Origin of the sequence: Streptomyces syringium (genome assembly GCF_017876625.1) — a bacterium.
GTDB lineage: Bacteria > Actinomycetota > Actinomycetes > Streptomycetales > Streptomycetaceae > Streptomyces > Streptomyces syringius.
In genome coordinates this window covers 2,614,298-2,636,969 of the sequence record NZ_JAGIOH010000001.1, presented here as the reverse complement: position 1 = coordinate 2,636,969, position 22,672 = coordinate 2,614,298, and the positions used below count along the sequence as shown (strand labels likewise).

Here is a 22,672-nt window from a genome sequence, read left to right as displayed (position 1 = left end):
CTCAATCGCCGGACGGGCTGCACTTGCAGCCCGTCCGGCGATTGAGGACGCGCCCGCAGGGCGCCCGCTCAACGACCCCGCGTCGCGGAAGCCTTCCCGGAAGCCTTCCCGGAGGCGGTGTCCTTGACGAAGGCCCACTCCATCTTCGGCTCCATCGCGAAGCGGAAAACCCTCCGCACCGGCTTGCTGCACAGCGCGGTCATCATCGCGATCGCGAGCAGTGTCACGACGACCTCGCCCACCGGCTGCCGGATCCACGCGTAGGCGTCGTACCACTCCCACCAGCGCGACAGCTTGATCAGGAAGCCGTGCAGCAGATACCCGTACAGGGTCCCCGCGCCGAGCGCCGTGAACCACACCGTCCGCCCCGGCACCCAGGCGAAGAAGCAGGCGATCAGTACGGCCGCGCAGGCGAAGAGCGCGAGCTGCATCACGGGCGCGGCCCACAGCGGTGCGTCGAGTTCCTGGACGCTGTCGTTGTGGTAGAACCACGCGGTGTCCATGGTCGGCGCGAGCCAGTAGGCGACCGCGACGGCGGCCGCGAAGACCGGCACCGCGGCGATCCGCACCCAGCGCTTGCGCACGAGGTGGAAGTGTTCGGGCTTCATGTGCAGCCCGATCACGAAGAACGGCAGGAACTGCATCACCCGTTGGAGATCGAAGTCGGTGCCGACCTCGGGGGAGAGCTCGGCGAGGATCGCGATGACGAAGGCGACCGGCACCGGCCAGCGGATCAGTTTCCAGATCGGGGTGGTCAGCCGCCAGACGAACAGCGCGGCCAGGAACCAGTTCAGGTACCAGGGATTGAGCAGCGAGATCGCCTCGTCGGGCGCGTCGTCCTCCGCCCAGTGCTGAAAGTACGTGTACGCGACCTCGAAGATCAGGTACGGCACGACGACGCCCGTGAGCAGCCGCTTGAGCTTGGCGGGGCTCATGTCGAAGCCACGGGAGAAGTAGCCGGAGATCAGGATGAAGGCCGGCATGTGGAACGCGTACACCGTCATGTACAGCGCCGTCGCCGCCCGGCCGCCGTGGGTGAGCGGCTCCCAGGCGTGCCCCAGGGCGACCAGGACGATCGCCAGGTACTTCGCGTTGTCGAAGAAGGGGTCACGCTGCGGGGCGGGGGCCGGGGCGGGCGGCGGTACCGGCGCCGCACCCGGCCCGGAGGCGGCGGAAGCGGAGGCCACGGGGCGCGCGGGAGGCGTGGCGGTGGGGGACATTCGAGGCACCCTAGCGGCGGAAGCGGAACGCGTAAAACCTTGCCCGTACGTACGCACACGGCCCATGGCTTACCTCCGCGATCTTCGGTAAACCGCCGCAAAAGCCTCCTCGGTGACCCCGTTGTGATTCCGTTGGCGAATCGTCACGGCGCCCCACTGGCGGGCGAGTTGATGGCACGATGGTTGCCGAGCGGGGTCCGGGGGGCACCATGTCCTCCGGGGGGCGGCCAAGGGATTCCGACCGAGGGGTGATCAGTTGTGACCACTGTTTCACTGTCTGTGGTGTTACTTCTGGCGATCATCCTGGTGGTGATGTACCGCGCGGGCAACATCAAGGCCGGCCCGGCGATCGTCGCCATACTCTTCGGTTTCTTCCTCAAGAACACGAGCATGGCGGAGCCGATCCAGCGGTTCCTCAACTCGATCGCCGAGACGATCAACAACATCAAGTTCTGACCGCGGGCACACCGGGCCGTGCCGGCGGGCGGCCCGACGGGCATGCGAAACGCCCCCGGCCGGGGCCGAGGGCGTGCGCTGGAGCGGGCGACGGGAATCGAACCCGCGTAGCCAGTTTGGAAGACTGGGGCTCTACCATTGAGCTACGCCCGCCGGGTCGGTGCTCCGCCTGTGCGGCGAAGAACGCGGTCATCGTATCAGGGGTGAGCGGCGAGGTGTTGTGGCCCTCCACGCCGCTGATCGACGGCGTCGGACCCCCGCGCCGGTTGTCCGGAACGACTCGCCGACGGCCGTCGGCCGGCCGCCGTCGGGGCGGTCGCCGGTCGATCACCGGTCGATCACCATCCGTCCCCGTCGTCCCCCTGGACCCACCGGGATGACCTGCGCGGAAATCGCGTGCACCAAGGGGCCTTCGGGCATGTACCCTACGTGTCGCACCGACGGGGTGTGGCGCAGCTTGGTAGCGCGTCCGCTTTGGGAGCGGAAGGTCGTCGGTTCGAATCCGGCCACCCCGACCAGCACGACATGTTTTCCGGGTTTCCCGGTTTTTTGAGATCGCCCGCCGTTTCCGGACGTTTTCCGGTGTTTTCCGGAGCGTCCAGAGGTTTTCCGGCCCGTCCCGCTCGTCTGTACGCGCCGCACGGCCAAGATCACATTGTGGGGCTCAACCTGCTTGCGGTTACTATGCAAGCTGCGCGCCTGTGTGTCTCTCTGCCGGGCGCGGAGCGCTGAACCTCAGCGGAAACCCAGCAGTCAGCCCCAAGGAGACCGAACCGTGAAGAGCGCCGTGGAGACCCTGAACCCGACTCGGGTTCGGCTCACTGTCGAGGTGCCCTTCGAGGAGCTCAAGGCCAGCCTCGACGCGGCGTACAAGAAGATCAACCAGCAGGTCACGGTGAAGGGCTTCCGTCAGGGCAAGATCCCGGCCCGCGTCATCGACCAGCGGTTCGGCCGTGGTGCGGTGCTGGAGGAGGCCGTCAACGACGCGCTGCCGAAGTTCTACACCGAGGCGGTCAACGAGGCCGACCTGAACCCGCTGGGCCAGCCCGAGGTGGACATCACGGAGCTGAAGGACGGCGAGCTGCTGGCCTTCACCGCCGAGGTGGACATCCGCCCGGCCCTCGAGATCCCGGACTACTCCGGCATCGAGGTCACCGTCGACGCCGTCGAGGTGTCGGACGAGGACGTCGAGAAGTCGCTCGAGCAGCTCCGTGACCGCTTCGCCACCACCTCCCCGGTCGAGCGCGCCGCCGCCGAGGGCGACATCGTCACCGTCGACCTGGAGGCCAAGGTCGACGGCGAGGTGCTGGAGGACGGCGTCGCCACCGGCGTCGACTACACCATCGGTTCCGGCCAGCTCCTGGACGGCATCGACGAGGCCGTGACCGGCCTCGAGGCCGGCGGCACCGCCACCTTCACCTCCGAGCTCAAGGGCGGCAGCGCCGAGGGCAAGGAGGCCGAGGTCACGGTCGTCGTCACCGCCGTCAAGGCCCGTGAACTGCCCGAGCTGGACGACGACTTCGCCCAGCTGGCGAGCGAGTTCGACACGCTCGAGGAGCTGCGCGCGGACAGCGTCAAGCGTCTCGGCCGGATGAAGAAGTACGACCAGGCCACCCAGGCCCAGGAGAAGGTGCTCGAGGAGCTGCTGAAGCTCGTCGAGGTCCCGATGCCCGAGAAGCTTCTCGAGGACGAGGTCAACACCCGCAAGCACAACCTGGAGCACCACCAGCTGGGTCAGATGGGCCTGGACCTGGCGAAGTACCTGGAGATCCAGGGCAAGTCCGCCGAGGACTTCGACGCCGAGCTCAAGGAGCAGGCCGAGAAGGGCATCAAGACCCAGTTCGTCCTCGACGAGATCGTCAACAAGGAGAAGCTGTCGGTCGGCCAGGAGGAGCTCACCGAGCACCTCATGCGCCGTGCGCAGTCCTCCGGCATGAGCCCCGACCAGTTCGCCCAGGCCGTCGTCGAGGGTGGCCAGGTGCCGATGCTCGTCGGTGAGGTCGCCCGCGGCAAGGCCCTCGCGACCGTCGTCGAGGCCGCCACGGTCAAGGACACCAACGGCGAGGTCGTCGACCTGGACGACGAGGACGAGACCGCCGAGACGGTCGAGGCCGCCACCGAGACGGCCGAGGCCGCCGAGGAGAAGACCGAGGCCTGATCCCAGGCCTCTGCGCAGCCCGCAGAACCCCTTACGGACGGGCCCGTACGTGTTTCGCACGTACGGGCCCGTCCGTGGTCTCCGGGGCCTGTCAGGGCCCCTGGAACCTGCGCTCAGAGCGAACAGTTCCTGATGCGGGATGGCGCCCGCCGGACAGCGCGTTAGGGTCCGTAGATACGAGGGCAGGGGAGACGTGGGAGCGGGCCGGGCAGGACTGGCCGCACCATCCCCGACCTCAGGTAGAAGACGCGGAGACGGCCCGTTGCCGTCAGAGACGAGCAGGTGGATACGTGACGAATCTGATGCCTTCCGCCGCCGGTGAGATTGCCTTCGGTGGTGGCCTCGGCGACCAGGTCTACAACCGGCTGCTCGGGGAGCGGATCATCTTCCTCGGCCAGCAGGTCGACGACGAGATCGCGAACAAGATCTGTGCGCAGTTGCTGCTGCTGGCCGCGGAGCCGGACAAGGACATCTTCCTTTACATCAACTCGCCCGGTGGCTCGGTGACCGCCGGCTTCGCGATCTACGACACCATGCGTTACATCAAGAACGACGTGGTCACGATCGCGATGGGCCTCGCGGCCTCCATGGGGCAGTTCCTGCTGACCGCGGGCACCCCGGGCAAGCGCTTCGCGCTGCCGAACTCGGACATCCTCATGCACCAGGGCTCCGCGGGCCTCGGCGGCACCGCCTCGGACATCAAGATCCAGGCCGAGCAGCTGCTCCGCACGAAGAAGCGCATGGCGCAGATCACCGCGGAGCACACCGGCCAGACGGTGGAGACGATCATCCGCGACGGTGACCGTGACCGTTGGTTCACCGCGGAGGAGGCCAAGGAGTACGGGATCATCGACGAGATCATCACCTACGCCTCCGGCGTTCCGGGCGGCGGCGGCACCGGGGCCTGATACCCCCCGGCAGCACCGCCTCGAAGCCGAATCCCAGCCCACCGATCGCCATCAGGATGGTGAACACCCGCATGAACAACTTCCCCGGCAGCGGCCTCTACACCGGCCCGCAGGCCGAAGCCCGCTACGTCGTGCCGCGCTTCGTGGAGCGCACCTCCCAGGGCGTCCGTGAGTACGACCCGTACGCGAAGCTCTTCGAGGAGCGCGTGATCTTCCTGGGCGTCCAGGTCGACGACGCCTCCGCCAACGACGTCATGGCGCAGCTGCTGTGCCTGGAGTCGATGGACCCCGACCGTGACATCTCGATCTACATCAACTCGCCGGGCGGCTCGTTCACCGCGCTGACCGCGATCTACGACACGATGCAGTTCGTGAAGCCCGACATCCAGACCGTCTGCATGGGCCAGGCCGCCTCCGCGGCCGCGATCCTGCTGGCCGCCGGTACCCCCGGCAAGCGGATGGCACTGCCGAACGCGCGCGTCCTGATCCACCAGCCGTCCAGCCAGACGGGCCGTGAGCAGCTCTCCGACCTGGAGATCGCGGCGAACGAGATCATGCGCATGCGTACGCAGCTCGAGGAGATGCTGGCGAAGCACTCCAGCACGCCGATCGAGAAGATCCGTGACGACATCGAGCGCGACAAGATCCTCACTGCCGAGGACGCGCTCGCGTACGGTCTGGTCGACCAGATCGTTTCGACGCGTAAGACGTCTGTTTCGGTCTGAGTTCCGGTCCGGGCACCGTTGTCGGGTGGCAACCCCCTTGGACCGAGTAGGTCCAAGGGGGGCCCGCACAGGGGGCCCGGCAAGGTACCGTCGATAGGCAAGCACCCGGGTTCGCAGAGCAAGGCGGATCCCAGGCGAAGGGGAAGCACCTCGTGGCACGCATCGGTGACGGCGGCGACCTGCTCAAGTGCTCGTTCTGCGGCAAGAGCCAGAAGCAGGTGAAGAAGCTCATCGCGGGTCCTGGTGTGTACATCTGCGACGAGTGCATCGACCTCTGCAACGAGATCATCGAGGAAGAGCTCGCGGAGACCTCCGAGGTGCGCTGGGAGGAGCTCCCCAAGCCCCGCGAGATCTACGAGTTCCTCGAAGGCTATGTAGTGGGCCAGGAGGCCGCCAAGAAGGCCCTCTCCGTCGCGGTCTACAACCACTACAAGCGCGTGCAGGCCGGCGAGAACGCCGGAAACCGCGACGACGGCATCGAGTTGGCGAAGTCCAACATCCTGCTGCTCGGCCCCACGGGCTCCGGCAAGACCCTGCTCGCGCAGACGCTCGCCCGGATGCTCAACGTCCCGTTCGCCATCGCCGACGCGACCGCGCTGACGGAGGCGGGCTATGTGGGCGAGGACGTCGAGAACATCCTGCTGAAGCTGATCCAGGCCGCCGACTACGACGTCAAGAAGGCCGAGACCGGCATCATCTACATCGATGAGATCGACAAGGTCGCCCGAAAGAGCGAAAATCCGTCGATCACACGAGACGTCTCCGGCGAGGGCGTCCAGCAGGCCCTGCTGAAGATCCTGGAAGGCACGACGGCCTCCGTCCCGCCGCAGGGCGGCCGTAAGCACCCGCACCAGGAATTCATCCAGATCGACACGACGAACGTCCTGTTCATCGTGGGCGGCGCCTTCTCCGGCCTGGAAAAGATCATCGAGTCGCGGGCCGGCGCCAAGGGCATCGGCTTCGGCGCCACGATCCGCTCCAAGCGCGAGATCGAGGCCAGCGACCAGTTCCAGGAGGTCATGCCGGAGGACCTGGTGAAGTTCGGGATGATCCCCGAATTCATCGGCCGCCTCCCGGTCATCACCTCCGTCCACAACCTGGACCGCGAGGCGCTCCTCCAGATCCTCGTCGAGCCGCGCAACGCCCTGGTGAAGCAGTACCAGCGCCTGTTCGAACTCGACGGCGTGGAGCTCGACTTCGACCGCCCGGCCCTCGAGGCCATCGCCGACCAGGCCATCCTCCGTGGCACGGGCGCGCGAGGCCTGCGCGCCATCATGGAAGAGGTCCTGATGTCGGTGATGTACGAGGTCCCGTCCCGCAAGGACGTGGCCCGCGTCGTCATCACCGAAGACGTCGTCCACTCGAACGTCAACCCCACCCTGGTGCCGCGCGAGCCGCGCATCGTGGGCAAGGACGAGCGACACGAGAAGAGCGCGTAGCGCGCGCTGCTTTCCGCATACGTGAAAGGGGGCGGCCCGGCCAACCGGCCGGGCCGCCCCCTTTCGTTGCCTCAGGCAGGCTTGCGTACGTCCCGGTAGATGCCTGCCGTGGTCTTCGCGAAGGCCGCGAGGTCCACGGAGTCCGTCGAGACGCGTCCGGGATCGAAGTCGATGACCAGCATCACGTCCGACGTCTCCGCCCACGCGCAGGCCGGGGCGTAGGCGCGGTCGTACATCTTCACCAGCTCACAGGTGATGGCCGGACCGTCGGGGCCCTCGGGCACGAACGTGCGTCGCTCGCCCGCCACGGACGGTTTCCCGGGGCCGCTCTCGAAGCCCTTGAACATGCCGTCCAGGACGGCGTCCGGCTCCCCGATACCGCCGTACGCGCCCGACAGCGACAGCGTCACCGCGTGGTCGGACACCCGCTGGTAGCGGCCCAGTACGGAAACGGCGCCCTTGGGCATACCACCCTGGACGCCGATCCCTTCCTTCTCCAGTTCCTTCGTCCCGGCGTCGAGCCGGTACGCCCCGCCGACCAGCGTCGGCGGGGTGACGAGCGCGACCCCCGGGCCTTCGTCGCCCGGGACCAGCAGCAGAACGGCCGCGACGACGGCCGCCGCGACGCCGAGTGCGACGGCCGCGGCGGGCAGCAGGAGCCGGCGCCCGGTCAACGGACTAGTTCTTGAGTTCCTTGCGCGAGTCCGTGCGCACCTTGGCCGTGGCCTCGGACAGCTCCTTGGGGGTCATGACCGGCCCGGTGGCGCCGCTGGAGCCGGTCATGCCGCCTTGGGCCTTGGTGACCTGGTGCTCGATGATGCCGATCGCGCTGCTGTCTCCCCAGACGCAGTAGCTGGTCTCGGAGGTGGTCTGGATGGTGCCCATGTCCACGTTGGCCTTCTGGGCCTCGCACTTCATCACCGCGCCGTCGAAGCCACTGGGGTGGTACTCGGTGACCTCGGAGACGGTTTCCAGCTTGGCCTTGCCCTTGTACCGCTCCTTGGCCTTCTCCTGGTTCTCCTTGATCTTCGCGATCATCGCGTCGACCGACTTGTTCGGATCGGCGACATCGCCGTAAACGGCCGTCACGCGCATGTTCTGCTTCTCGGGGCTGGAGTAGGCCCCCTTCACGCCCGTGCCGTTGACGATGCCCATCGCCTTGGCGTCCTTGTCGTTGGCGAGGTTCTCTTTCTCCTTGGCCGAGCCGAGCGACGACTTGGTGTACTTCCCGTCGAGCAGGGTCTGCGGCAGTACGACCTCGTACGGCGCCACCTTCCCGTCGCTCCCGCTCCCACCGCTCCCGCCCATGAAGAACACCGCGCCGCCCACGATCGCGCCCACCACGACCAGCGCGCCGATCACGATGCCGACCGTCTTGCCCTTGCCGCCGCCCTGCGGGGGCATCGGCGGCGGGTACTGGCCCGGGACGCCCGGCTGGCCGTACGGCGGCTGCTGGCCGTAGGGGCCCGGCTGCTGGGGGGCGCCGTAGGGGGCCTGGGGCTGGCCGTAGGGGGGCTGCTGGCCGTACGGGGCCGCGGGGGGCTGCTGGGGGTAGCCGTAGCCGGGCTGTCCGGGGGCGCCGCCCTGGCCGTAGGGGTTGGGCTGCTGGGGCGGCTGCTGGCCGTAAGGGCCCGGCTGGGGGTAGCTCATCGTGTCTCTCTTCGAATGCGGGGGGACTCTCGCGTCAGATGCCCGTCATCCTTCCCGATGACTTACCCACGCTTTACCGCGGGGCCGCAACGGTTTCGGAACAGTTGACGTCCGCCCTCACCCGCCGGTCTCGACACGTACGTCCTGGCGGAGCCTCGCCGTCCGGGTTGCCGCCTCCTCCAGGCCGAGGTCCTGGCCGCTCGCGAGCAGCGCCGCGTCCATGGCGAACACGGTGCCGACCGTGTGCTTGTCGGCCCAGATGCACAGCGGCATCCTGATGGTCCGCGCGCCCTCGTTGCTCCACTTGCTCATCTGGCACTTCATCACGGCGCCGGCGTCGGCGCCGAGCCCGGCCGGCGACATCCGCTGCGGCGTGCCCTCGAACTCGGTCTTCGCGTCGGGGTTCTTCTCGTTCACGGTCGCCCGGGTCACGCTCAGGAACAACCCGTCCACCATCACCTCGGGGCTCCGTACCTCATCGCCCCACGCGCCGGTGAACCGGAGCAGCTTCTGGGAGAGTTTGTCCTCACCGGACTTGTACGCGCCCGTGACGCTCCGCGGGTTGGTGATTCCCAGGAGCTTGAGATCCTCCAGCTCCTTCGAGCCGAACCCGCCCCCGGACTCGCTGAGGTCCTTCTTGTACTCGCCCGCGACCGTCTCGGGCGCGATGAGCTTGTAGCTCTTCCCAGCCGGGGTCGCGGAAGCGCTGGGGGAGGGGCTCGCCGGGGCGGTGGGCGAGGCCTGGCCGTCCGCCTTGTCGCTCTTCTCCCGTCCGCTTCCCGTGAGGAGGACGATGCCGCCCACGATCGCGCCGACCAGGACGACCGCGCCGACCGCGAGGACGACCGCCTTGCCCTTGCCGCCGCCCCGCGGAGGTATCGGCGGCGGGTACGGGGGCGGCATGCCCGGACCCCAGCCGCCCGGCTGCTGGGGCTGGTACGGCGGCTCGCCGTAGCCGTACCCCGGCCGGCCGTACGGATCCGGCTGCTGTGGTGGTGTCCCGTACGGGCCGGGCTGGTGCTGGGTCATCGTCGTCCCCTGCGTCTACGGATGTGTCTACGGATGCGGCTGTGGAAGATCGGTTCGCGACATCCTTACGGATCGCCCCGCCGCGCCCCGCCCCGGGGCGTAAACGGGTTCGTGAGCGGGCGGCGCGGCCCCGTAGAATCTCCCCGTGACCGAGAACACTCAGCAGAGCCCCGACCGCGGGCCGACGAACAGCAACCCCGAACTGCCGACCCAGTACGCGCCGGCCGAGGTAGAGGGGCAGCTGTACGAGCGCTGGGTAGAGCGCGGTTACTTCACCGCCGACGCCAAGAGCGAGAAGCCGCCGTACACCATCGTCATCCCCCCGCCGAACGTCACGGGCTCGCTGCACCTGGGCCACGCCTTCCAGCACACCCTGATGGACGCCCTCACCCGGCGTAAGCGCATGCAGGGCTTCGAGGCGCTGTGGCTGCCCGGCATGGACCACGCCGGCATCGCCACCCAGAACAAGGTGGAGCAGCAGCTCGCCGAGGAGGGCAAGTCCCGCCACGACCTGGGGCGCGAGGAGTTCGTCTCGCGCGTGTGGAAGTGGAAGGAAGAGTACGGCGGCAAGATCCTGGGCCAGATGCGGCGGCTCGGTGACGGCGTCGACTGGTCCCGTGAGCGCTTCACCATGGACGAGGGCCTGTCCAAGGCCGTCCAGACCATCTTCAAGAAGCTCTACGACGACGAGCTGATCTACCGCGCCGAGCGCATCATCAACTGGTGCCCGCGCTGTCTGACGGCCATCTCGGACATCGAGGTGGAGTACCAGGAGGACGCGGGCGAGCTCGTTTCCATCCTGTACGGCGAGGGCGAGGAGACGCTGGTCGTCGCCACCACCCGTGCCGAGACGATGCTGGGTGACACCGCCGTCGCCGTCCACCCGGACGACGAGCGCTACCGGCACCTGGTCGGCAAGCAGATCAAGCTGCCGCTGACCGACCGGACCATCCCGGTCGTCGCCGACACGCACGTCGACCCCGAGTTCGGTACGGGCGCGGTCAAGGTGACCCCGGCCCACGACCCGAACGACTTCGCGATCGGCCAGCGCCACGGCCTGCCGTCGCTGACGGTCATGGACGAGCACGGCGTCATCACCGTCCACGGCCCGTTCCTCGGCCAGGACCGCTTCGAGGCCCGCTCCGCGGTCGTCGGCGCGCTGCGCTCGCAGGGCCGCATCGTCGCCGAGAAGCGCCCGTACACGCACTCCGTCGGGCACTGCTCGCGCTGCAAGACCACCGTCGAGCCGCGCCTGTCGCTGCAGTGGTGGGTCAACGTCAAGCCGCTCGCGCAGGCCGCCGGTGACGCGGTCCGCGACGGCCGGGTCGCGATCCACCCCGAGGACATGTCGAAGCGCTACTTCGACTGGGTCGACAACATGCACGACTGGTGCATCTCGCGCCAGCTGTGGTGGGGTCACCGCATCCCCGTCTGGTACGGCCCCGACGGCGAGGTCGTCTGTGTCGGCCCCGACGAGCAGCCGCCCGTCGGCGAGGGCTGGCACCAGGACACCGACGTCCTGGACACCTGGTTCTCCTCCGGCCTGTGGCCCTTCTCGACCCTCGGCTGGCCGGAGCGCACCCCGGACCTCGAGAAGTTCTACTCGACCGACGTCCTGCTCACCGGCCACGACATCATCTTCTTCTGGGTCGCCCGGATGATGATGTTCGGCCTGTACGCGATGGACGGCGAGGTCCCCTTCAAGACGATCTCGCTGACCGGTCTCGTCCGCGACGAGCGCGGCAAGAAGATGTCGAAGTCCTTCGGCAACGTCGTCGACCCGCTGGACTGGATGGACAAGTACGGCTCCGACGCCGTCCGCTTCACCCTCGCCAAGGGCGCCAACCCCGGCACCGACGTCCCGATCGGCGAGGACTGGGTCCAGGCGTCCCGCAACTTCGCCAACAAGATCTGGAACGCCACGCGCTTCGCGCTGATGAACGGCGCCACGGTCGAGGGCGACCTGCCGCCCGTCGAGCAGCTGTCGGCCACCGACCGCTGGATCCTGTCGCGGCTGAACAAGACGGTCGCTCAGGTCGACGCGTACTACGAGGACTTCCAGTTCTCGAAGCTCAGCGAGGCGCTCTACCACTTCGCGTGGGACGAGGTCTTCGACTGGTACGTCGAGCTCTCCAAGACCACGTTCATGGCGGGCGGCGAGCAGGCGAAGGTCTCCGGCCGCGTCCTCGGCGAGGTCCTCGACGTCCTGCTGCGCGTGCTGCACCCGGTGGTCCCCTTCGTCACCGAGACGCTGTGGACGACGCTCACGGGCAAGGAGTCGGTCGTCGTCGCCGACTGGCCGAAGGCTGTCTTCGTTCCTGGGGCGGACGCCCCGGGCGGCTTCCGCGACGCCGACGCCGAGCGGGAGATCGAGAACCTCCAGCAGGTGATCACCGAGGTCCGCCGCTTCCGCTCCGACCAGGGCCTCCAGCCCGGTCAGCGGGTCCCGGCGCAGCTCGACCTGAGCGGTACGACCCTCGCCGCCCACGAGGGCGCCATCCGCCAGCTGCTGCGGCTCCAGCCCGCCGGGGACGGTTTCCACGCCACCGCGACCCTGCCGGTCGCCGGCGCCACCGTCGCCCTCGACCTCTCGGGCACCATCGACGTCGAGGCCGAGCGCAAGCGGCTGACCAAGGCGCTGGCCGCGGCCGAGAAGGACAAGGCGCAGTGCACGGCGAAGCTGGGCAACGAGGCGTTCCTCGCCAAGGCCGCCGACGTGGCCGTGGAGAAGATCCGTAAGCGGCTGGAGACGGCCGAGGCCGACATCGAGCGGCTCACCGCGCAGCTGGCGGGCCTGCCCACGGCCTAGTCCGGTCCGGGTCCCACATGGGACCCCACGGCCCTTCCACAGGCCCCTCTTCCATCCGGTCGAGGGGCCTGTTCCGGTTCCGTCGGTCGCGCATAGGCCAGAACAGCACGTACGCCGTCGACACGGCCACGAAGCCGAGCCGGACGAGGCCCTTGGCCGACTCGTCGGGCACGACGAACACGCTGCCGTAGAGCGTGATCAGCGCGATCCAGCTCCACCACGGCACCAGCCGCCGTTGCCCGCACACGTCCCACAGCAGGGTGCCGAGCAGCACCGACGCCGTGTAGTAGGTGTAGACGCTCGGGTCGAGGACGATCCGGGCGTTCGCGCCCAGCAGCACGACCCCCGCCCAGCGGCCCCGCCACACCGCGACCGCGCCGAGCGTGAGACCGAGCGCGGCCTGGGCCGGCCGGGCCCAGTCGGGCGTCTCCGGATCGTTCGCCCCCAGCCAGCGCAGCGCGGACGCCGGGTTGTTGGGGATCGTGAACTTCGCGGCGGCGAAGGACTGCGGGTCGGCGAGGAAGAACGGCAGCCAGGCCACCGCCACCAACCCCGCGCACCACAGTCCCGCACGCAGCCACTGCTGCTTCGGCAGGGTGAGGATCAGCGGCAGGAACGCCAGCGCGGTCGGCTTGGAGTCCATGGCCAGCGCCAGACAGGCGCCGCCGGCGGCGGCGTTGCCCCGGGTCAGGAACCACACGGCCAGCGCGGTGAAGAACAGCGCGAGCACGTCGTCGAGGTGGCCGAAGCGGACCGAAACCTCGATCCACATGGGGATGAAGGCGAGCCCCGCGATCAGGACGCGCTGCCGCAGCCGCTGGTGGTTGGTGCCGGTGCCGAGGAAGTACGTCGCGGCACTGCGCCCGGCGAGCACCAGGATCACCAGGCCCAGCAGCGACATGAACGCCGCCGCCAGGAACTGGCCCGTGTGCTCCGAGAAGGGGTTGAACAGGCCCGCCACCAGGAAGCTGATAGGCCCCATCTGGAGCTCGGGGTGGTGGGCGTAGAGATTGAGCCCGCCGGTGCCGTCGCCCGACGAGCCCTGGTAGATCAGCTCGCCGCCGGTGCGCAGGTAGTGCCAGGAGAACCCGCCGTTCGGCTCCACCACCGCGAACCACAGGACGGTCCACGCGGTGAGCAGCAGCAGGTGCATCCTTGTGCTGACTTCAGGTATCCGCACAACGCTCCCGTGTCCGCCGCCCGGAACGGCTCCGGGCATGAGTCCCCGGCCGTCAGATGGCTACGGGGGACGGGAGGTTGTGCTGTGCGCGGGCTGTGTGACCCACCTCATGGTTTGCCGGTGACGGTCCGCAGAACGGTTCGTCAGCTCTCCACGGCCACCGGGCCGGAGAGGACCTGCTCGGCGTTGCGACGCGTCTTGGCCCAGCCGTTGCGCCCCCGCAGCATCCGGACGAACCCCCGGGCGGACGCCGGGAACAGGTGGTACGCGTACAGCCACAGCGCGAGGCCCCACAGCAGCGCGACGAGCAGCGAGCGGCCCGGCGCGCGGTCCCGGCGGTAGACCGGGCCCCACAGCACGAACGGCAGCACGGAGACGACGGCCAGGGCGAGCACGAGCGGCCACAGCGCCAGAATGCCGCCGAGCGTCTCGCCCGCGCCCTCGTCGGCGATGGACAGGCCCAGGAAGACGAACATCACCGCGCACAGGGCCAGCGTGACCAGGTGGGCGACCGGCTGGAGGAAGGTGTAGAGCGTCTCCAGGACGCCCTTGCCGCTGTAGTGGCGCGAGGAGACGATGCGCGGCGCGTAGCGGACGCACTGCAGGTTGCCCTGCGCCCAGCGGGTGCGCTGGGTGAGGAACCGGCGGCCGTGCGGCAGCCCCTCCTGGGAGACCCAGGTGTCGGCTATGTGGGCTATCCGGTCACCGTTGAGGATCATGTGCAGACCCAGCTCGTAGTCCTCCAGCAGGGCACCGCGCTGCCACGGGCGGCGCTCGGCGGCCGCGATGCGGTCCAGGGCCGAGAGACGGGTGAACTGGCCGTTACCGCCGAGACCGACGGAGCCGGTGCGGCCGCGCAGCAGCTGCATCCCCGCGTTGGACACGGAGAACTCCATGTCCTGCATGCGCACCAGCAGCCGGGCGAAGGCATTGCGGACGCGACCGCGGTCGGGCAGCGGGCGCGGGTCCTCGGTGTTCCGCATCCGGACGCTGACCTGCACGCCGCCGATCTCCGGGTCGCCGAAGCCGCTCGGGCCGCTGACCCGGGCCAGGGCCTGCGGGTCGAGCTGGCCGTCGGCGTCGATGACGCACACGACGACCCGCTCGCGGTCGGCGTCCTCGCCCAGGAACTGGTTCAGCTCGTCGTACGCGGCGTTGAGGGCCGCGCCCTTGCCGGTACGGGCGTTCGGGCGGTGCCGGCGTACGAGGTGGACCCGGCGGTCCGTCTCGGCCAGCTCCGCGACGATGGAGCCGGTCCGGTCGTCGCTGTCGTCGTCGATGACCCAGACGTGCGCGCCGGGGAAGTCGCTCCGCATCCGGCCGACGGTCGTGGCCACGACGGCCTCCTCGTCACGGCACGGCACGAAGAAGTGCCAGTCGTGGCTCGCGGGGTCGCCGATGCCGGCCTCGGCGCGGCGCGTGTACGCGTGCCGCGCGCCGGCCCAGTACAGCAGGAAGCAGAGCAGGAGGAAGAAGGGGAAGACGAGCAGGAAGGGACTGTCGAACATGAGGGGAAGCTCCTGAGGGATCCAGCCCGTCCGGCGATTGAGGACCGGGGTCCGGGGCGGAGCCCCGGTTACGGGAAGGGGCGGGGGAGAAGGCCTAGGCCGCGGCGGCGAGCTGACGCGGCGCGGTGACCGCCGCCAGCAGCGCGACGATCCGCTCCGAAGCCGACCCGTCCCCGAAGGGACTCGGCAGGGCCGCCAGGCGCGCAAGGCCCGCCGGGCCCTCCGCCAGGCGGCGCCGGGCGACGCGCCCGATCTCCGCCCCCGGCTCGACGAGGTCCGCGAAGTCCGCCATCGCCTCCGGGCGCTCGGTCGAGCGGCGGACGACCACCAGCGGGCGGCCGAGGACCGTGCACTCCTCCTGGATGCCGCCGGAGTCGGAGACGAGCAGCGCGGCGTGCGCGGCCAGCGCCAGGAACTCGGCGTAGCCCAGCGGCGCGGTCACCAGCAGCGGGGCCAGCAGCTCCGCCAGCCCGGCGGAGGCAATCCGGGCCCGGGTGCGCGGGTGCAGCGGCAGGACGACCGGGGTGTCGGCCGCGAGGGCGCCCAGCTCACCGAGGATCGCGCGCAGCGCCTCGGGGGAGTCGGTGTTCTCCGGGCGGTGCACGGTGGCCAGGACGTAGCCGTCGGGGCTCAGCCCGTGGCGGGCCAGGAGCGCGGCCCGCTCGGGGCCGTCGGGGAGCTGGTTGCGCACGGCCTCGACGACGGTGTTGCCGGTGACGGCGATCCGCTCGTCGGCGATGCCCTCGGCGAGCAGATTGGCGCGGTTGTCCCCGGTGGCCGCGCACAGCACGTCCGCGATCCGGTCGATGAGGACGCGGTTGTGCTCCTCGGGCATGTTCCGGTCGTGGCTGCGCAGCCCGGCCTCGACGTGCAGCAGGGGAATGTTCCGGGCGTTGGCGGCGAGCGCCCCGGCGAGGGCGGCGTTGGTGTCGCCCTGCACGACGACGGCCAGCGGCGGCTCGGTGGTGAAGAGGGTGTCGAGCTGAGCCAGCGCCGCGGAGATCTGCACGGCCCGGGGGCGGCCGCCGATGCCGGTCAGGAAGGTCGGCTCGGGCAGGCCCAGCTCGGTCAGGAAGCGGCCCGACAGCTCCTCGTCGTAGTGCTGCCCGGTGTGGACGAGGTGCGCGGCGGGGCCGAGGAGGCGCACGAGGTCGGTGAGCTTGACCAGCTCGGGGCGGGTACCGAGGACGATGGCGATGCTGCGCGGGGGCAGGGACACGAGAGAACTCCTGGGGCTGTCAGGCGGTGACAGCTCCAGAGCCTGTGGTGCGTCGGTTGCGCGTCGGGACGGTCGTCGGTTGCCGGACGGTTGCGAGTGCCGCGGGGGAGGCGAGTGGTGACTTCGGGCCCCCACGGGCCCGGGACGTACGGCCCGCGGCGGTCAGGGACCTTCGGCCCCCTCCCGGTCCGGGTCGCCCTCGCCCTCCCCGTTCGCGCGGTAGCGGTAGCCGAGCCCCCGGACGGCCTCCAGCGGGTCCGCCGCCTCGTCCCCGGCCGCCTGGCGCAGCTTCCGCCGCAGTCGCAGCACCGCGAACTTCACCCGCTCGCGGCCCGTGCCCTGCGGGTCGTCCCACACCCGGTCGAGCAACTGATCGGTGGTGATCACCCGGCCCCGGTTGCGGACGAGCACCTGGAGCAGCCGGTACTCGATGTCGCTGAGCCGTGCCTCGTGGCCCTGCCAGACCGCCGAGCGGCGGTCCGGCACCAGCCGCAGCCCGTCGTCGAAGGAGTCGCCGGCCCAGCGGGTGGGCGCACTGCGGCGCAGCAGCGCCTCGACGCGGGCGAGCAGCTCGTCGTTGCCGAAGGGCTTGGGCAGGTAGTCGTCGGCGCCCGCCCGCAGGCCCCGGACCCGGTCGCTCTCGGCGCCGCGGGCGGTGAGCAGCAGCACGGGCAGATCGCTCAGGTCCCGGGTGCGCTCCAGCACCTCCCAGCCGTTGAGCTGTGGCAGCCCGATGTCCAGGACCATCAGCGCGGGCCGCTCGGCGAAGAGCAGCCGCAGCCCGTCGCGGCCGTTGTCGGCGTGGATGACCTCGTGGCCGGCCTGGGTGAGGAGGGTCCGCAGGGCGAGTGCGAGGTCGGCGTCGTCCTCGACGACGAGTACGCGGGTCATGCCGGTGCCTCTCCGGTAGCGGCCCCTCCGGCGGCAGCCCCTCGGGCGGCGGCCGGGGCGGGGCCGGGCCCGGCGACGGGCAGCCGGATCAGGAACGCCGCCCCCTCGCCCTCCCGGCCCCCCGCCGTGATCGTGCCGCCGTGCAGCTGGACGATGGTGCGGCTGATGGCGAGCCCCAGGCCCGTGCCGGGGTAGCCGCCGTGCTGCGCGTTGGGGGCCCGGACGAAGCCGGTGAAGATCTCCTCCCGGTACTGCTCGGGAATCCCGATGCCGGTGTCGGCGACCTCGATCTCCCAGTGGTCATCCCGGGGGGCCGCCGTGACGGTGATCCGGCCGTCCGGCGGGGTGAATTTCGCGGCGTTCTCCAGCAGATTGACGAGCACGTGCCGCAGCCGGTGCCGGTCGCCGCGGAGGGCGGGGCCCGGGGCGCAGTCCACCACGGTGAAGACGCCGGGCCCCGCGCCCGTGCCGATCCGGTCCAGCACGGCGTCCTCCAGCATCCGGTCCACCTCCACGGGGCCGAATTCCAGCTGCGGCCCGGCGGCCCGCATCCGGGTCGTGAGCAGCAGATCGGAGATCACCCGCTGCATCCGCTCGGCGTTGCGCCCGATGGCGTCGAGGAAGGAGCGCTGGTCCTCGGTCAGTTCCCCGAAGGCCGGGTCGGTGAGCAGCTCGCAGAAGCTGCTGATGGAGGAGAGCGGGGTGCGCAGTTCGTGGGAGGCGGCGGCGGTGAAGGCGTTGCGCTGCCGGGCCAGCTCGGTGAGGGCCAGATTGTCCCGTTCGAGATCGCGTTCGCGCCGCTTGCGTTCGCTGATGTCGTCGAAGAGCCACAGCGCCCCGAGGTAGGCACCCTCGTGGCGCAGCGGTTCGACCTCGCGGCGGATGACGCGTCCGTCGTCGAGGGGGATCTCGGCCACCCGGTGGATGCGGCGGTGCGCCGGCAGCCCGTCGAGGGCGCGGGGGCCGGTGTGGTCGGCGGTGAAGAAGGCCCGTACGAGGGGGAGGAGCGGGCCAAGGGGGGCGCCGGGGGAGAGGTCGGCCCGGCCCGCCAGGTCGAACATGCGGACGAACTTCTGATTGACCGCGAGCACCCGGTCGTCCGGGCTCTGCAGCAGCGCGCCCGGGGGCAGCGCCTCCAGGACGGCCCCGAGCCGCTCCCGGTCCTCGGACGCCATGTCGCTCACCCAGCTCTCAGCGCCGCTCGCTGATCCACTAAGACCGCGGACAGGCCCTGGCGGGGGCCCGCACTGCGGTCTCCGGAGATTTCGGGAAAACCGTATGTCACGGATCCCGGCCCCGCTTGGCGTGAACCGGCCCCCGGCGGCGGCCAGTCGGGGGGCGCGGGGCGCTCCCGGCGAGTGTGACCCCTGCCGCGCCAGCCCGTCCCCGGCCCCGCGCGCCGCCCCGGCTCCGTAGACTGGTCGGCGTGAGCGAGCGCCCCCTGAACGACGACCATGGCGACACGGAACCCGGTGAAACTGGCGGAAACGACCAGTTCGCCGAGATCGTCGAAGCCGAGACCGACCGCGACCCCGACCTCGCCGTGATCGAGGCGGGCAGCCGTACCCTGCGCGCCCAGGGCGGGCAGCCGCAGGGCGACGGCGTACCGGCCCGCCCGGCCGACCCGGAGGTGGACCGGGAGCTCCGCGAGGTGGAGGCCGAGCTGGCGGGACGCTGGGGTGAGACCAAGCTCGACCCGTCACGGGTGCGCATCGAGGCCCTGATGGACATCCTGGGCCAGCCGCAGCGCGCCTACCCCTCGATCCACATCACCGGCACCAACGGCAAGACCAGCACCGCCCGCATGATCGAGGCCCTGCTGGGCGCCTTCGATCTGCGGACCGGCCGCTACACCAGCCCCCACGTCCAGTCCGTCACCGAGCGGATCAGCCTCGACGGCGCACCGATCGCCGCCGAGCGCTTCATCGAGACGTACCGCGACATCCAGCCGTACGTCCAGATGGTCGACGACCGCGAGGAACACCGGCTGTCCTTCTTCGAGGTGCTCACCGCGATGGCCTACGCGGCCTTCGCCGACGCGCCCGTGGACGTGGCGGTCGTCGAGGTCGGCATGGGCGGCACCTGGGACGCGACCAACGTCATCGACGCCGGTGTCGCCGTGGTCACCCCCATCTCCCTCGACCACACCGACCGGCTCGGATCGACCCCCGGTGACATCGCCGAGGAGAAGGCCGGGATCGTCAAGACCGACGCCACCGTCGTGCTGGCCCAGCAGCCGGTCGACGCGGCGCAGGTGCTGCTCAAGCGCTCGGTCGAGGCGGACGCCACGGTCGCCCGCGAGGGCATGGAGTTCGGCGTCACAGCCCGCGAGGTGGCGGTCGGCGGGCAGCTGCTGACCCTGCGCGGCCTGGGCGGCGAATACCCGGACGTCTTCCTTCCGCTGTACGGGGCACACCAGGCGCACAACGCCGCGGTCGCCCTGGCCGCGGTGGAGGCCTTCTTCGGGATCGGTTCCCAGCACGCCCGCACGCTCGACGTCGACACGGTCCGCCGGGCCTTCGCCTCGGTCACCTCGCCGGGCCGCCTGGAGGTCGTGCGCCGCAGCCCCACCGTCGTGCTGGACGCCGCGCACAACCCGGCGGGCGCGCGCGCCGCGGCCGAAGCGGTCACCGAGGCGTTCGGATTCAGCCGACTCGTCGGGGTGGTCGGCGCCAGCGCCGACAAGGACGTCCGGGGTCTCCTGGAGGCCTTCGAGCCGATCTTCAACGAGGTCGTGGTGACCCGGAACTCCACCCCGCGCTCCATGGATCCGGACGAGCTGGCGGGCGTGGCCGTCGAGGTCTTCGGCGCGGACCGGGTGCAGGTCGAGCCCCGGCTGGACGACGCGCTGGAAGCGGCGATCACCCTCGCGGAGGAAGAGGCCGAGTACGCCGGCGCCGGTGTGCTGGTGACCGGCTCGGTGATCACGGTCGGCGAGGCCCGGCTGCTGTTGGGAAAGGGCTGACATGAGAACGCTCTGCGCGAGCACCCTGATCGGTGAATTCTTCGTCATCGGTTTCGCCGGTCTGGTCGCCATGCAGACCTCCGACCTGTCCACCGGCACGGTCTGGGCGGTCAGCGGCACCGCGATGCTGCTGAGCGTGCTGCTCTGCGGCATGCTCACCCGGCCCGGCGGCGTGCAGCTGGGCTGGCTGCTGCAGATCGGCCTGATCGCGAGCGGTTTCGTGGTCCCGACGATGTTCATCCTCGGGGTGGTCTTCGCCGGTCTGTGGTGGGCCTCGGTGCATTTCGGCCGCAAGGTCGACGAGGCGAAGGCCCGCTTCGCGGCGCAGGCCTGACCGGCGGATCTTCAGCTACGGGCCGTAGGTGCCGCCTGCGGCGGCGAGCGCCCTGCGGGCGCGTCCTCAAGCGCCGGACGGGCTTGATGTGGCTGAGCTCAGCCGATTCGAGCCCGTCCGGCGCTTGAGGACAACGCCAGCCGCCGGCCGGCACCCGGGCAGGCCCGGGCCTGGTTCGGGAGCGCTCCCGCGCCCCTGTACTCTCTGCCGCACCACACCCTGCCTGCAAGGAGCCGCATTATGAGCCAGCGCACCCTCGTCCTTCTCAAGCCCGACGCGGTCCGCCGCGGCCTGATCGGCGAGATCGTCGGCCGGATCGAGCGCAAGGCGAACTGGACGATCAGCGCGCTGGAGCTGCGGACCCTGGACCGGGCGACGCTGGAGCAGCACTACGCCGAGCACGTCGGCCGTGAGTTCTACGAGCCGCTGATGGGCTTCATGGCCTCCGGCCCGGTCGTCGCGCTGGTCGTCGAGGGCGAGCGGGTGATCGAGGGCGTGCGCGCGCTGGCCGGTCCCACCGACCCGATCGCGGCGGCCCCGGGGTCCATTCGTGGTGACTTCGGCACCATCACCCGGGAGAACCTCATCCACGCCTCGGACTCCGAGGAGTCCGCCCAGCGGGAAATCAAGATTTTCTTTCCCGGCCTCGCCTGATACCGCATCAGGCCCGCGCCCATTCTGATCAGGGGCGACCGATTTCTTTTCGGTCGCCCTCTGGCATATGCGCGGCGAACGAGGGAACCTCTCACTCCGACACGACGTCACCATTACGGGGGCGCGCTCGTGTTCCGCCGACAATGGCGGAGGAACCCTCGCACCGCGTTCGAGCGGTCGAGACTACGATGAAGCTTCCGCGCCCCGCAGCGCACCACACCTGCCGACCTCAAGTAAGCATTCGCTCCAGCTGGGAAGGCCAGACGTATCCTCATGGGGAACAACATGTCGTTCATCGGCCGTGACATGGCTGTCGACCTCGGGACCGCCAACACGCTGGTGTACGTCAGAGGCCGCGGAATCGTCCTCAACGAACCGTCCGTCGTCGCCATCAATACCAACACCGGCGGTATCCTCGCGGTCGGCTCCGAGGCGAAGAAGATGATCGGCCGCACCCCGGGCAACATCGTCGCCGTCCGCCCGCTGAAGGACGGCGTCATCGCCGACTTCGAGATCACCGAGCGCATGCTCCGGTACTTCATCCTCAAGATCCACAAGCGGCGCTGGATGGCCCGCCCGCGCGTCGTGGTCTGTGTGCCCTCCGGCATCACCGGCGTCGAGCGGCGCGCCGTCATCGAGGCCTCCACCCAGGCCGGCGCCCGGCAGGTGCACATCATCGAGGAGCCCATGGCCGCCGCGATCGGTTCCGGCCTGCCGGTCCACGAGGCCACCGGCAACATGGTCGTCGACATCGGCGGCGGCACCACCGAGGTCGCCGTCATCTCGCTGGGCGGGATCGTCACCGCGCAGTCCATCCGCGTCGCGGGCGACGAGCTGGACAACGCGATCATCCAGCACATCAAGAAGGAGTACAGCCTCCTCCTGGGCGAGCGCACCGCCGAGCAGATCAAGATCACCATTGGTTCGGCGTACGACCTGGAGCAGGACGAGCACACCGAGATCCGTGGCCGCGACCTGGTCAGCGGGCTGCCGAAGACCGTGGTGATCTCCGCCGCGGAGGTCCGCAAGGCCATCGAGGAGCCCGTCAACTCCATCGTCGACGCGGTCAAGACCACCCTCGACAAGTGCCCGCCCGAGCTGTCGGGTGACGTCATGGACCGCGGCATCGTTCTCACGGGCGGCGGCGCCCTGCTGCGCGGCCTCGACGAGCGGCTGCGCCGGGAGACCGGCATGCCGATCCACATCGCCGAGGACCCGCTGGACTCCGTCGCTCTCGGCTCCGGCAAGTGCGTCGAGGAGTTCGAGGCGCTCCAGCAAGTGCTCGACGCCCAGCCGCGCCGCTGACGCCCGGCTGAGACCTCCCCCGCCCGGGAGCGGGGGAGGAACGTTGCTCCGCCCCTCGGAGCGGCTTCCCGGACCCCTCTGCCGGGGGCCACCGGGGACCCCCGGGGGATTCGCCCCGAAGGCGTCGGCGGTCTTTGGCCGACCGCGCCCCGGCGCACCGGCACCGCCGGGAAACAACCTGATATACAGGCAGAACGCTCCCGATGACCGGCCCGGACCCGC

The 22,672-nt window shown here is 70.1% G+C and carries 19 protein-coding genes and 2 tRNA genes; 11 read left to right on the top strand and 10 right to left on the bottom strand.

The genetic code is table 11. The annotated features are described in order from the left end of the window. Positions 1 to 68: 68 nt before the first annotated feature. Entirely contained in the window at positions 69 to 1,220 is a 1,152-nt protein-coding gene (locus JO379_RS11720) for an acyltransferase family protein (RefSeq protein WP_209514866.1), read from the bottom strand. A 258-nt stretch (positions 1,221 to 1,478) separates the two neighbouring features. On the opposite strand from JO379_RS11720, the gene JO379_RS11715 reads away from it, so the two are divergent. After that, positions 1,479 to 1,676 (top strand): hypothetical protein, encoded by a 198-nt coding sequence (locus JO379_RS11715; protein ID WP_242626030.1) that lies wholly within the window; start codon positions 1,479 to 1,481, stop codon positions 1,674 to 1,676. Between the two features lie 79 nt (positions 1,677 to 1,755). On the opposite strand, the gene JO379_RS11710 is transcribed toward JO379_RS11715, so the two are convergent. After that, a tRNA-Gly gene (locus tag JO379_RS11710) sits at positions 1,756 to 1,829 on the bottom strand. Positions 1,830 to 2,117: 288 nt separating this feature from the next. On the opposite strand from JO379_RS11710, the gene JO379_RS11705 reads away from it, so the two are divergent. The 5 genes from JO379_RS11705 (at position 2,118) to clpX (ending at position 6,906) form a co-directional block, all read left to right on the top strand. Next, positions 2,118 to 2,194: transfer RNA gene (locus tag JO379_RS11705), tRNA-Pro, on the top strand. A 257-nt stretch (positions 2,195 to 2,451) separates the two neighbouring features. Then, positions 2,452 to 3,834 carry a trigger factor gene (gene tig, locus JO379_RS11700; RefSeq protein WP_209514865.1) on the top strand — a complete coding sequence of 461 codons (1,383 nt, stop codon included), beginning with the start codon at positions 2,452 to 2,454 and terminating at the stop codon, positions 3,832 to 3,834. 290 nt (positions 3,835 to 4,124) lie between these two features. Next, positions 4,125 to 4,742 carry an ATP-dependent Clp protease proteolytic subunit gene (locus tag JO379_RS11695; protein WP_370419281.1) on the top strand — a complete coding sequence of 206 codons (618 nt, stop codon included), beginning with the start codon at positions 4,125 to 4,127 and terminating at the stop codon, positions 4,740 to 4,742. 56 nt (positions 4,743 to 4,798) lie between these two features. Further along, positions 4,799 to 5,467: an ATP-dependent Clp protease proteolytic subunit gene (locus JO379_RS11690; protein ID WP_130877735.1), complete on the top strand. Its 669-nt coding sequence runs from the start codon at positions 4,799 to 4,801 to the stop codon at positions 5,465 to 5,467. Positions 5,468 to 5,619: 152 nt separating this feature from the next. Beyond that, on the top strand, positions 5,620 to 6,906 hold the full coding sequence (gene clpX / locus JO379_RS11685; RefSeq protein WP_130877734.1) for an ATP-dependent Clp protease ATP-binding subunit ClpX: 1,287 nt from the start codon (positions 5,620 to 5,622) through the stop codon (positions 6,904 to 6,906). A gap of 71 nt (positions 6,907 to 6,977) precedes the next feature. Here the strand turns inward: clpX and JO379_RS11680 are convergent, their stop codons facing one another. From JO379_RS11680 to JO379_RS11670, 3 genes are all read right to left on the bottom strand, one after another. Continuing rightward, on the bottom strand, positions 6,978 to 7,580 hold the full coding sequence (locus JO379_RS11680) for a hypothetical protein (protein WP_209514864.1): 603 nt from the start codon (positions 7,578 to 7,580) through the stop codon (positions 6,978 to 6,980). Between the two features lie 4 nt (positions 7,581 to 7,584). After that, positions 7,585 to 8,556, bottom strand: a complete 972-nt coding sequence (locus tag JO379_RS11675; protein ID WP_130877732.1) for a hypothetical protein — start codon at positions 8,554 to 8,556, stop codon at positions 7,585 to 7,587. A 117-nt stretch (positions 8,557 to 8,673) separates the two neighbouring features. Next, positions 8,674 to 9,585, bottom strand: a complete 912-nt coding sequence (locus tag JO379_RS11670; protein ID WP_209514863.1) for a hypothetical protein — start codon at positions 9,583 to 9,585, stop codon at positions 8,674 to 8,676. Positions 9,586 to 9,730: 145 nt separating this feature from the next. On the opposite strand from JO379_RS11670, the gene JO379_RS11665 reads away from it, so the two are divergent. Next, positions 9,731 to 12,394: a valine--tRNA ligase gene (locus tag JO379_RS11665; protein ID WP_130877730.1), complete on the top strand. Its 2,664-nt coding sequence runs from the start codon at positions 9,731 to 9,733 to the stop codon at positions 12,392 to 12,394. Here JO379_RS11665 and JO379_RS11660 read toward each other — a convergent pair. The 5 genes from JO379_RS11660 to JO379_RS11640 form a co-directional block, all read right to left on the bottom strand. Further along, positions 12,360 to 13,547, bottom strand: a complete 1,188-nt coding sequence (locus tag JO379_RS11660; protein ID WP_209514862.1) for a hypothetical protein — start codon at positions 13,545 to 13,547, stop codon at positions 12,360 to 12,362. The two genes, JO379_RS11665 and JO379_RS11660, sit on opposite strands and share 35 nt — an antisense overlap. A gap of 170 nt (positions 13,548 to 13,717) precedes the next feature. Continuing rightward, positions 13,718 to 15,082 carry an XrtP-associated glycosyltransferase gene (locus tag JO379_RS11655; protein WP_130877728.1) on the bottom strand — a complete coding sequence of 455 codons (1,365 nt, stop codon included), beginning with the start codon at positions 15,080 to 15,082 and terminating at the stop codon, positions 13,718 to 13,720. Between the two features lie 94 nt (positions 15,083 to 15,176). Further along, on the bottom strand, positions 15,177 to 16,301 hold the full coding sequence (gene wecB / locus JO379_RS11650) for a non-hydrolyzing UDP-N-acetylglucosamine 2-epimerase (protein WP_307841962.1): 1,125 nt from the start codon (positions 16,299 to 16,301) through the stop codon (positions 15,177 to 15,179). A 162-nt stretch (positions 16,302 to 16,463) separates the two neighbouring features. After that, a complete protein-coding gene (locus JO379_RS11645) occupies positions 16,464 to 17,192 on the bottom strand; it encodes a response regulator transcription factor (RefSeq protein ID WP_130877726.1) in 729 nt (242 codons plus the stop codon). Further along, complete coding sequence (locus tag JO379_RS11640; RefSeq protein ID WP_209518653.1) at positions 17,189 to 18,367, bottom strand: PAS domain-containing sensor histidine kinase; 1,179 nt, start codon at positions 18,365 to 18,367, stop codon at positions 17,189 to 17,191. Before JO379_RS11640 ends, JO379_RS11645 begins: the two co-directional genes overlap by 4 nt. Positions 18,368 to 18,618: 251 nt before the next feature. Between JO379_RS11640 and folC the strand changes: the two genes are divergently transcribed. From folC to JO379_RS11620, 4 genes are all read left to right on the top strand, one after another. Further along, a complete protein-coding gene (folC, locus tag JO379_RS11635) occupies positions 18,619 to 20,157 on the top strand; it encodes a bifunctional tetrahydrofolate synthase/dihydrofolate synthase (protein WP_130877725.1) in 1,539 nt (512 codons plus the stop codon). A gap of 1 nt (position 20,158) precedes the next feature. Beyond that, positions 20,159 to 20,491, top strand: coding sequence for a DUF4233 domain-containing protein (locus JO379_RS11630; protein WP_209514861.1), 333 nt, complete (start codon positions 20,159 to 20,161; stop codon positions 20,489 to 20,491). Between the two features lie 240 nt (positions 20,492 to 20,731). After that, on the top strand, positions 20,732 to 21,145 hold the full coding sequence (ndk, locus tag JO379_RS11625; protein WP_130877723.1) for a nucleoside-diphosphate kinase: 414 nt from the start codon (positions 20,732 to 20,734) through the stop codon (positions 21,143 to 21,145). 285 nt (positions 21,146 to 21,430) lie between these two features. After that, positions 21,431 to 22,450: a rod shape-determining protein gene (locus tag JO379_RS11620; RefSeq protein WP_130877877.1), complete on the top strand. Its 1,020-nt coding sequence runs from the start codon at positions 21,431 to 21,433 to the stop codon at positions 22,448 to 22,450. Positions 22,451 to 22,672 lie beyond the last annotated feature (222 nt).

Bases quoted from the DNA above. Each gene is read 5' to 3' on its own strand.
- JO379_RS11720 (WP_209514866.1), bottom strand. From the start codon at position 1,220: ATGTCCCCCACCGCCACGCCTCCCGCGCGCCCCGTGGCCTCCGCTTCC.
- JO379_RS11690 (WP_130877735.1), top strand. From the start codon at position 4,799: ATGGTGAACACCCGCATGAACAACTTCCCCGGCAGCGGCCTCTACACC.
- JO379_RS11675 (WP_130877732.1), bottom strand. From the start codon at position 8,556: ATGAGCTACCCCCAGCCGGGCCCTTACGGCCAGCAGCCGCCCCAGCAG.
- JO379_RS11670 (WP_209514863.1), bottom strand. From the start codon at position 9,585: ATGACCCAGCACCAGCCCGGCCCGTACGGGACACCACCACAGCAGCCG.
- JO379_RS11660 (WP_209514862.1), bottom strand. From the start codon at position 13,547: ATGCACCTGCTGCTGCTCACCGCGTGGACCGTCCTGTGGTTCGCGGTG.
- JO379_RS11655 (WP_130877728.1), bottom strand. From the start codon at position 15,082: ATGTTCGACAGTCCCTTCCTGCTCGTCTTCCCCTTCTTCCTCCTGCTC.
- JO379_RS11645 (WP_130877726.1), bottom strand. From the start codon at position 17,192: ATGACCCGCGTACTCGTCGTCGAGGACGACGCCGACCTCGCACTCGCC.
- JO379_RS11640 (WP_209518653.1), bottom strand. From the start codon at position 18,367: ATGGCGTCCGAGGACCGGGAGCGGCTCGGGGCCGTCCTGGAGGCGCTG.
- JO379_RS11630 (WP_209514861.1), top strand. From the start codon at position 20,159: ATGAGAACGCTCTGCGCGAGCACCCTGATCGGTGAATTCTTCGTCATC.
- ndk (WP_130877723.1), top strand. From the start codon at position 20,732: ATGAGCCAGCGCACCCTCGTCCTTCTCAAGCCCGACGCGGTCCGCCGC.
- JO379_RS11620 (WP_130877877.1), top strand. From the start codon at position 21,431: ATGTCGTTCATCGGCCGTGACATGGCTGTCGACCTCGGGACCGCCAAC.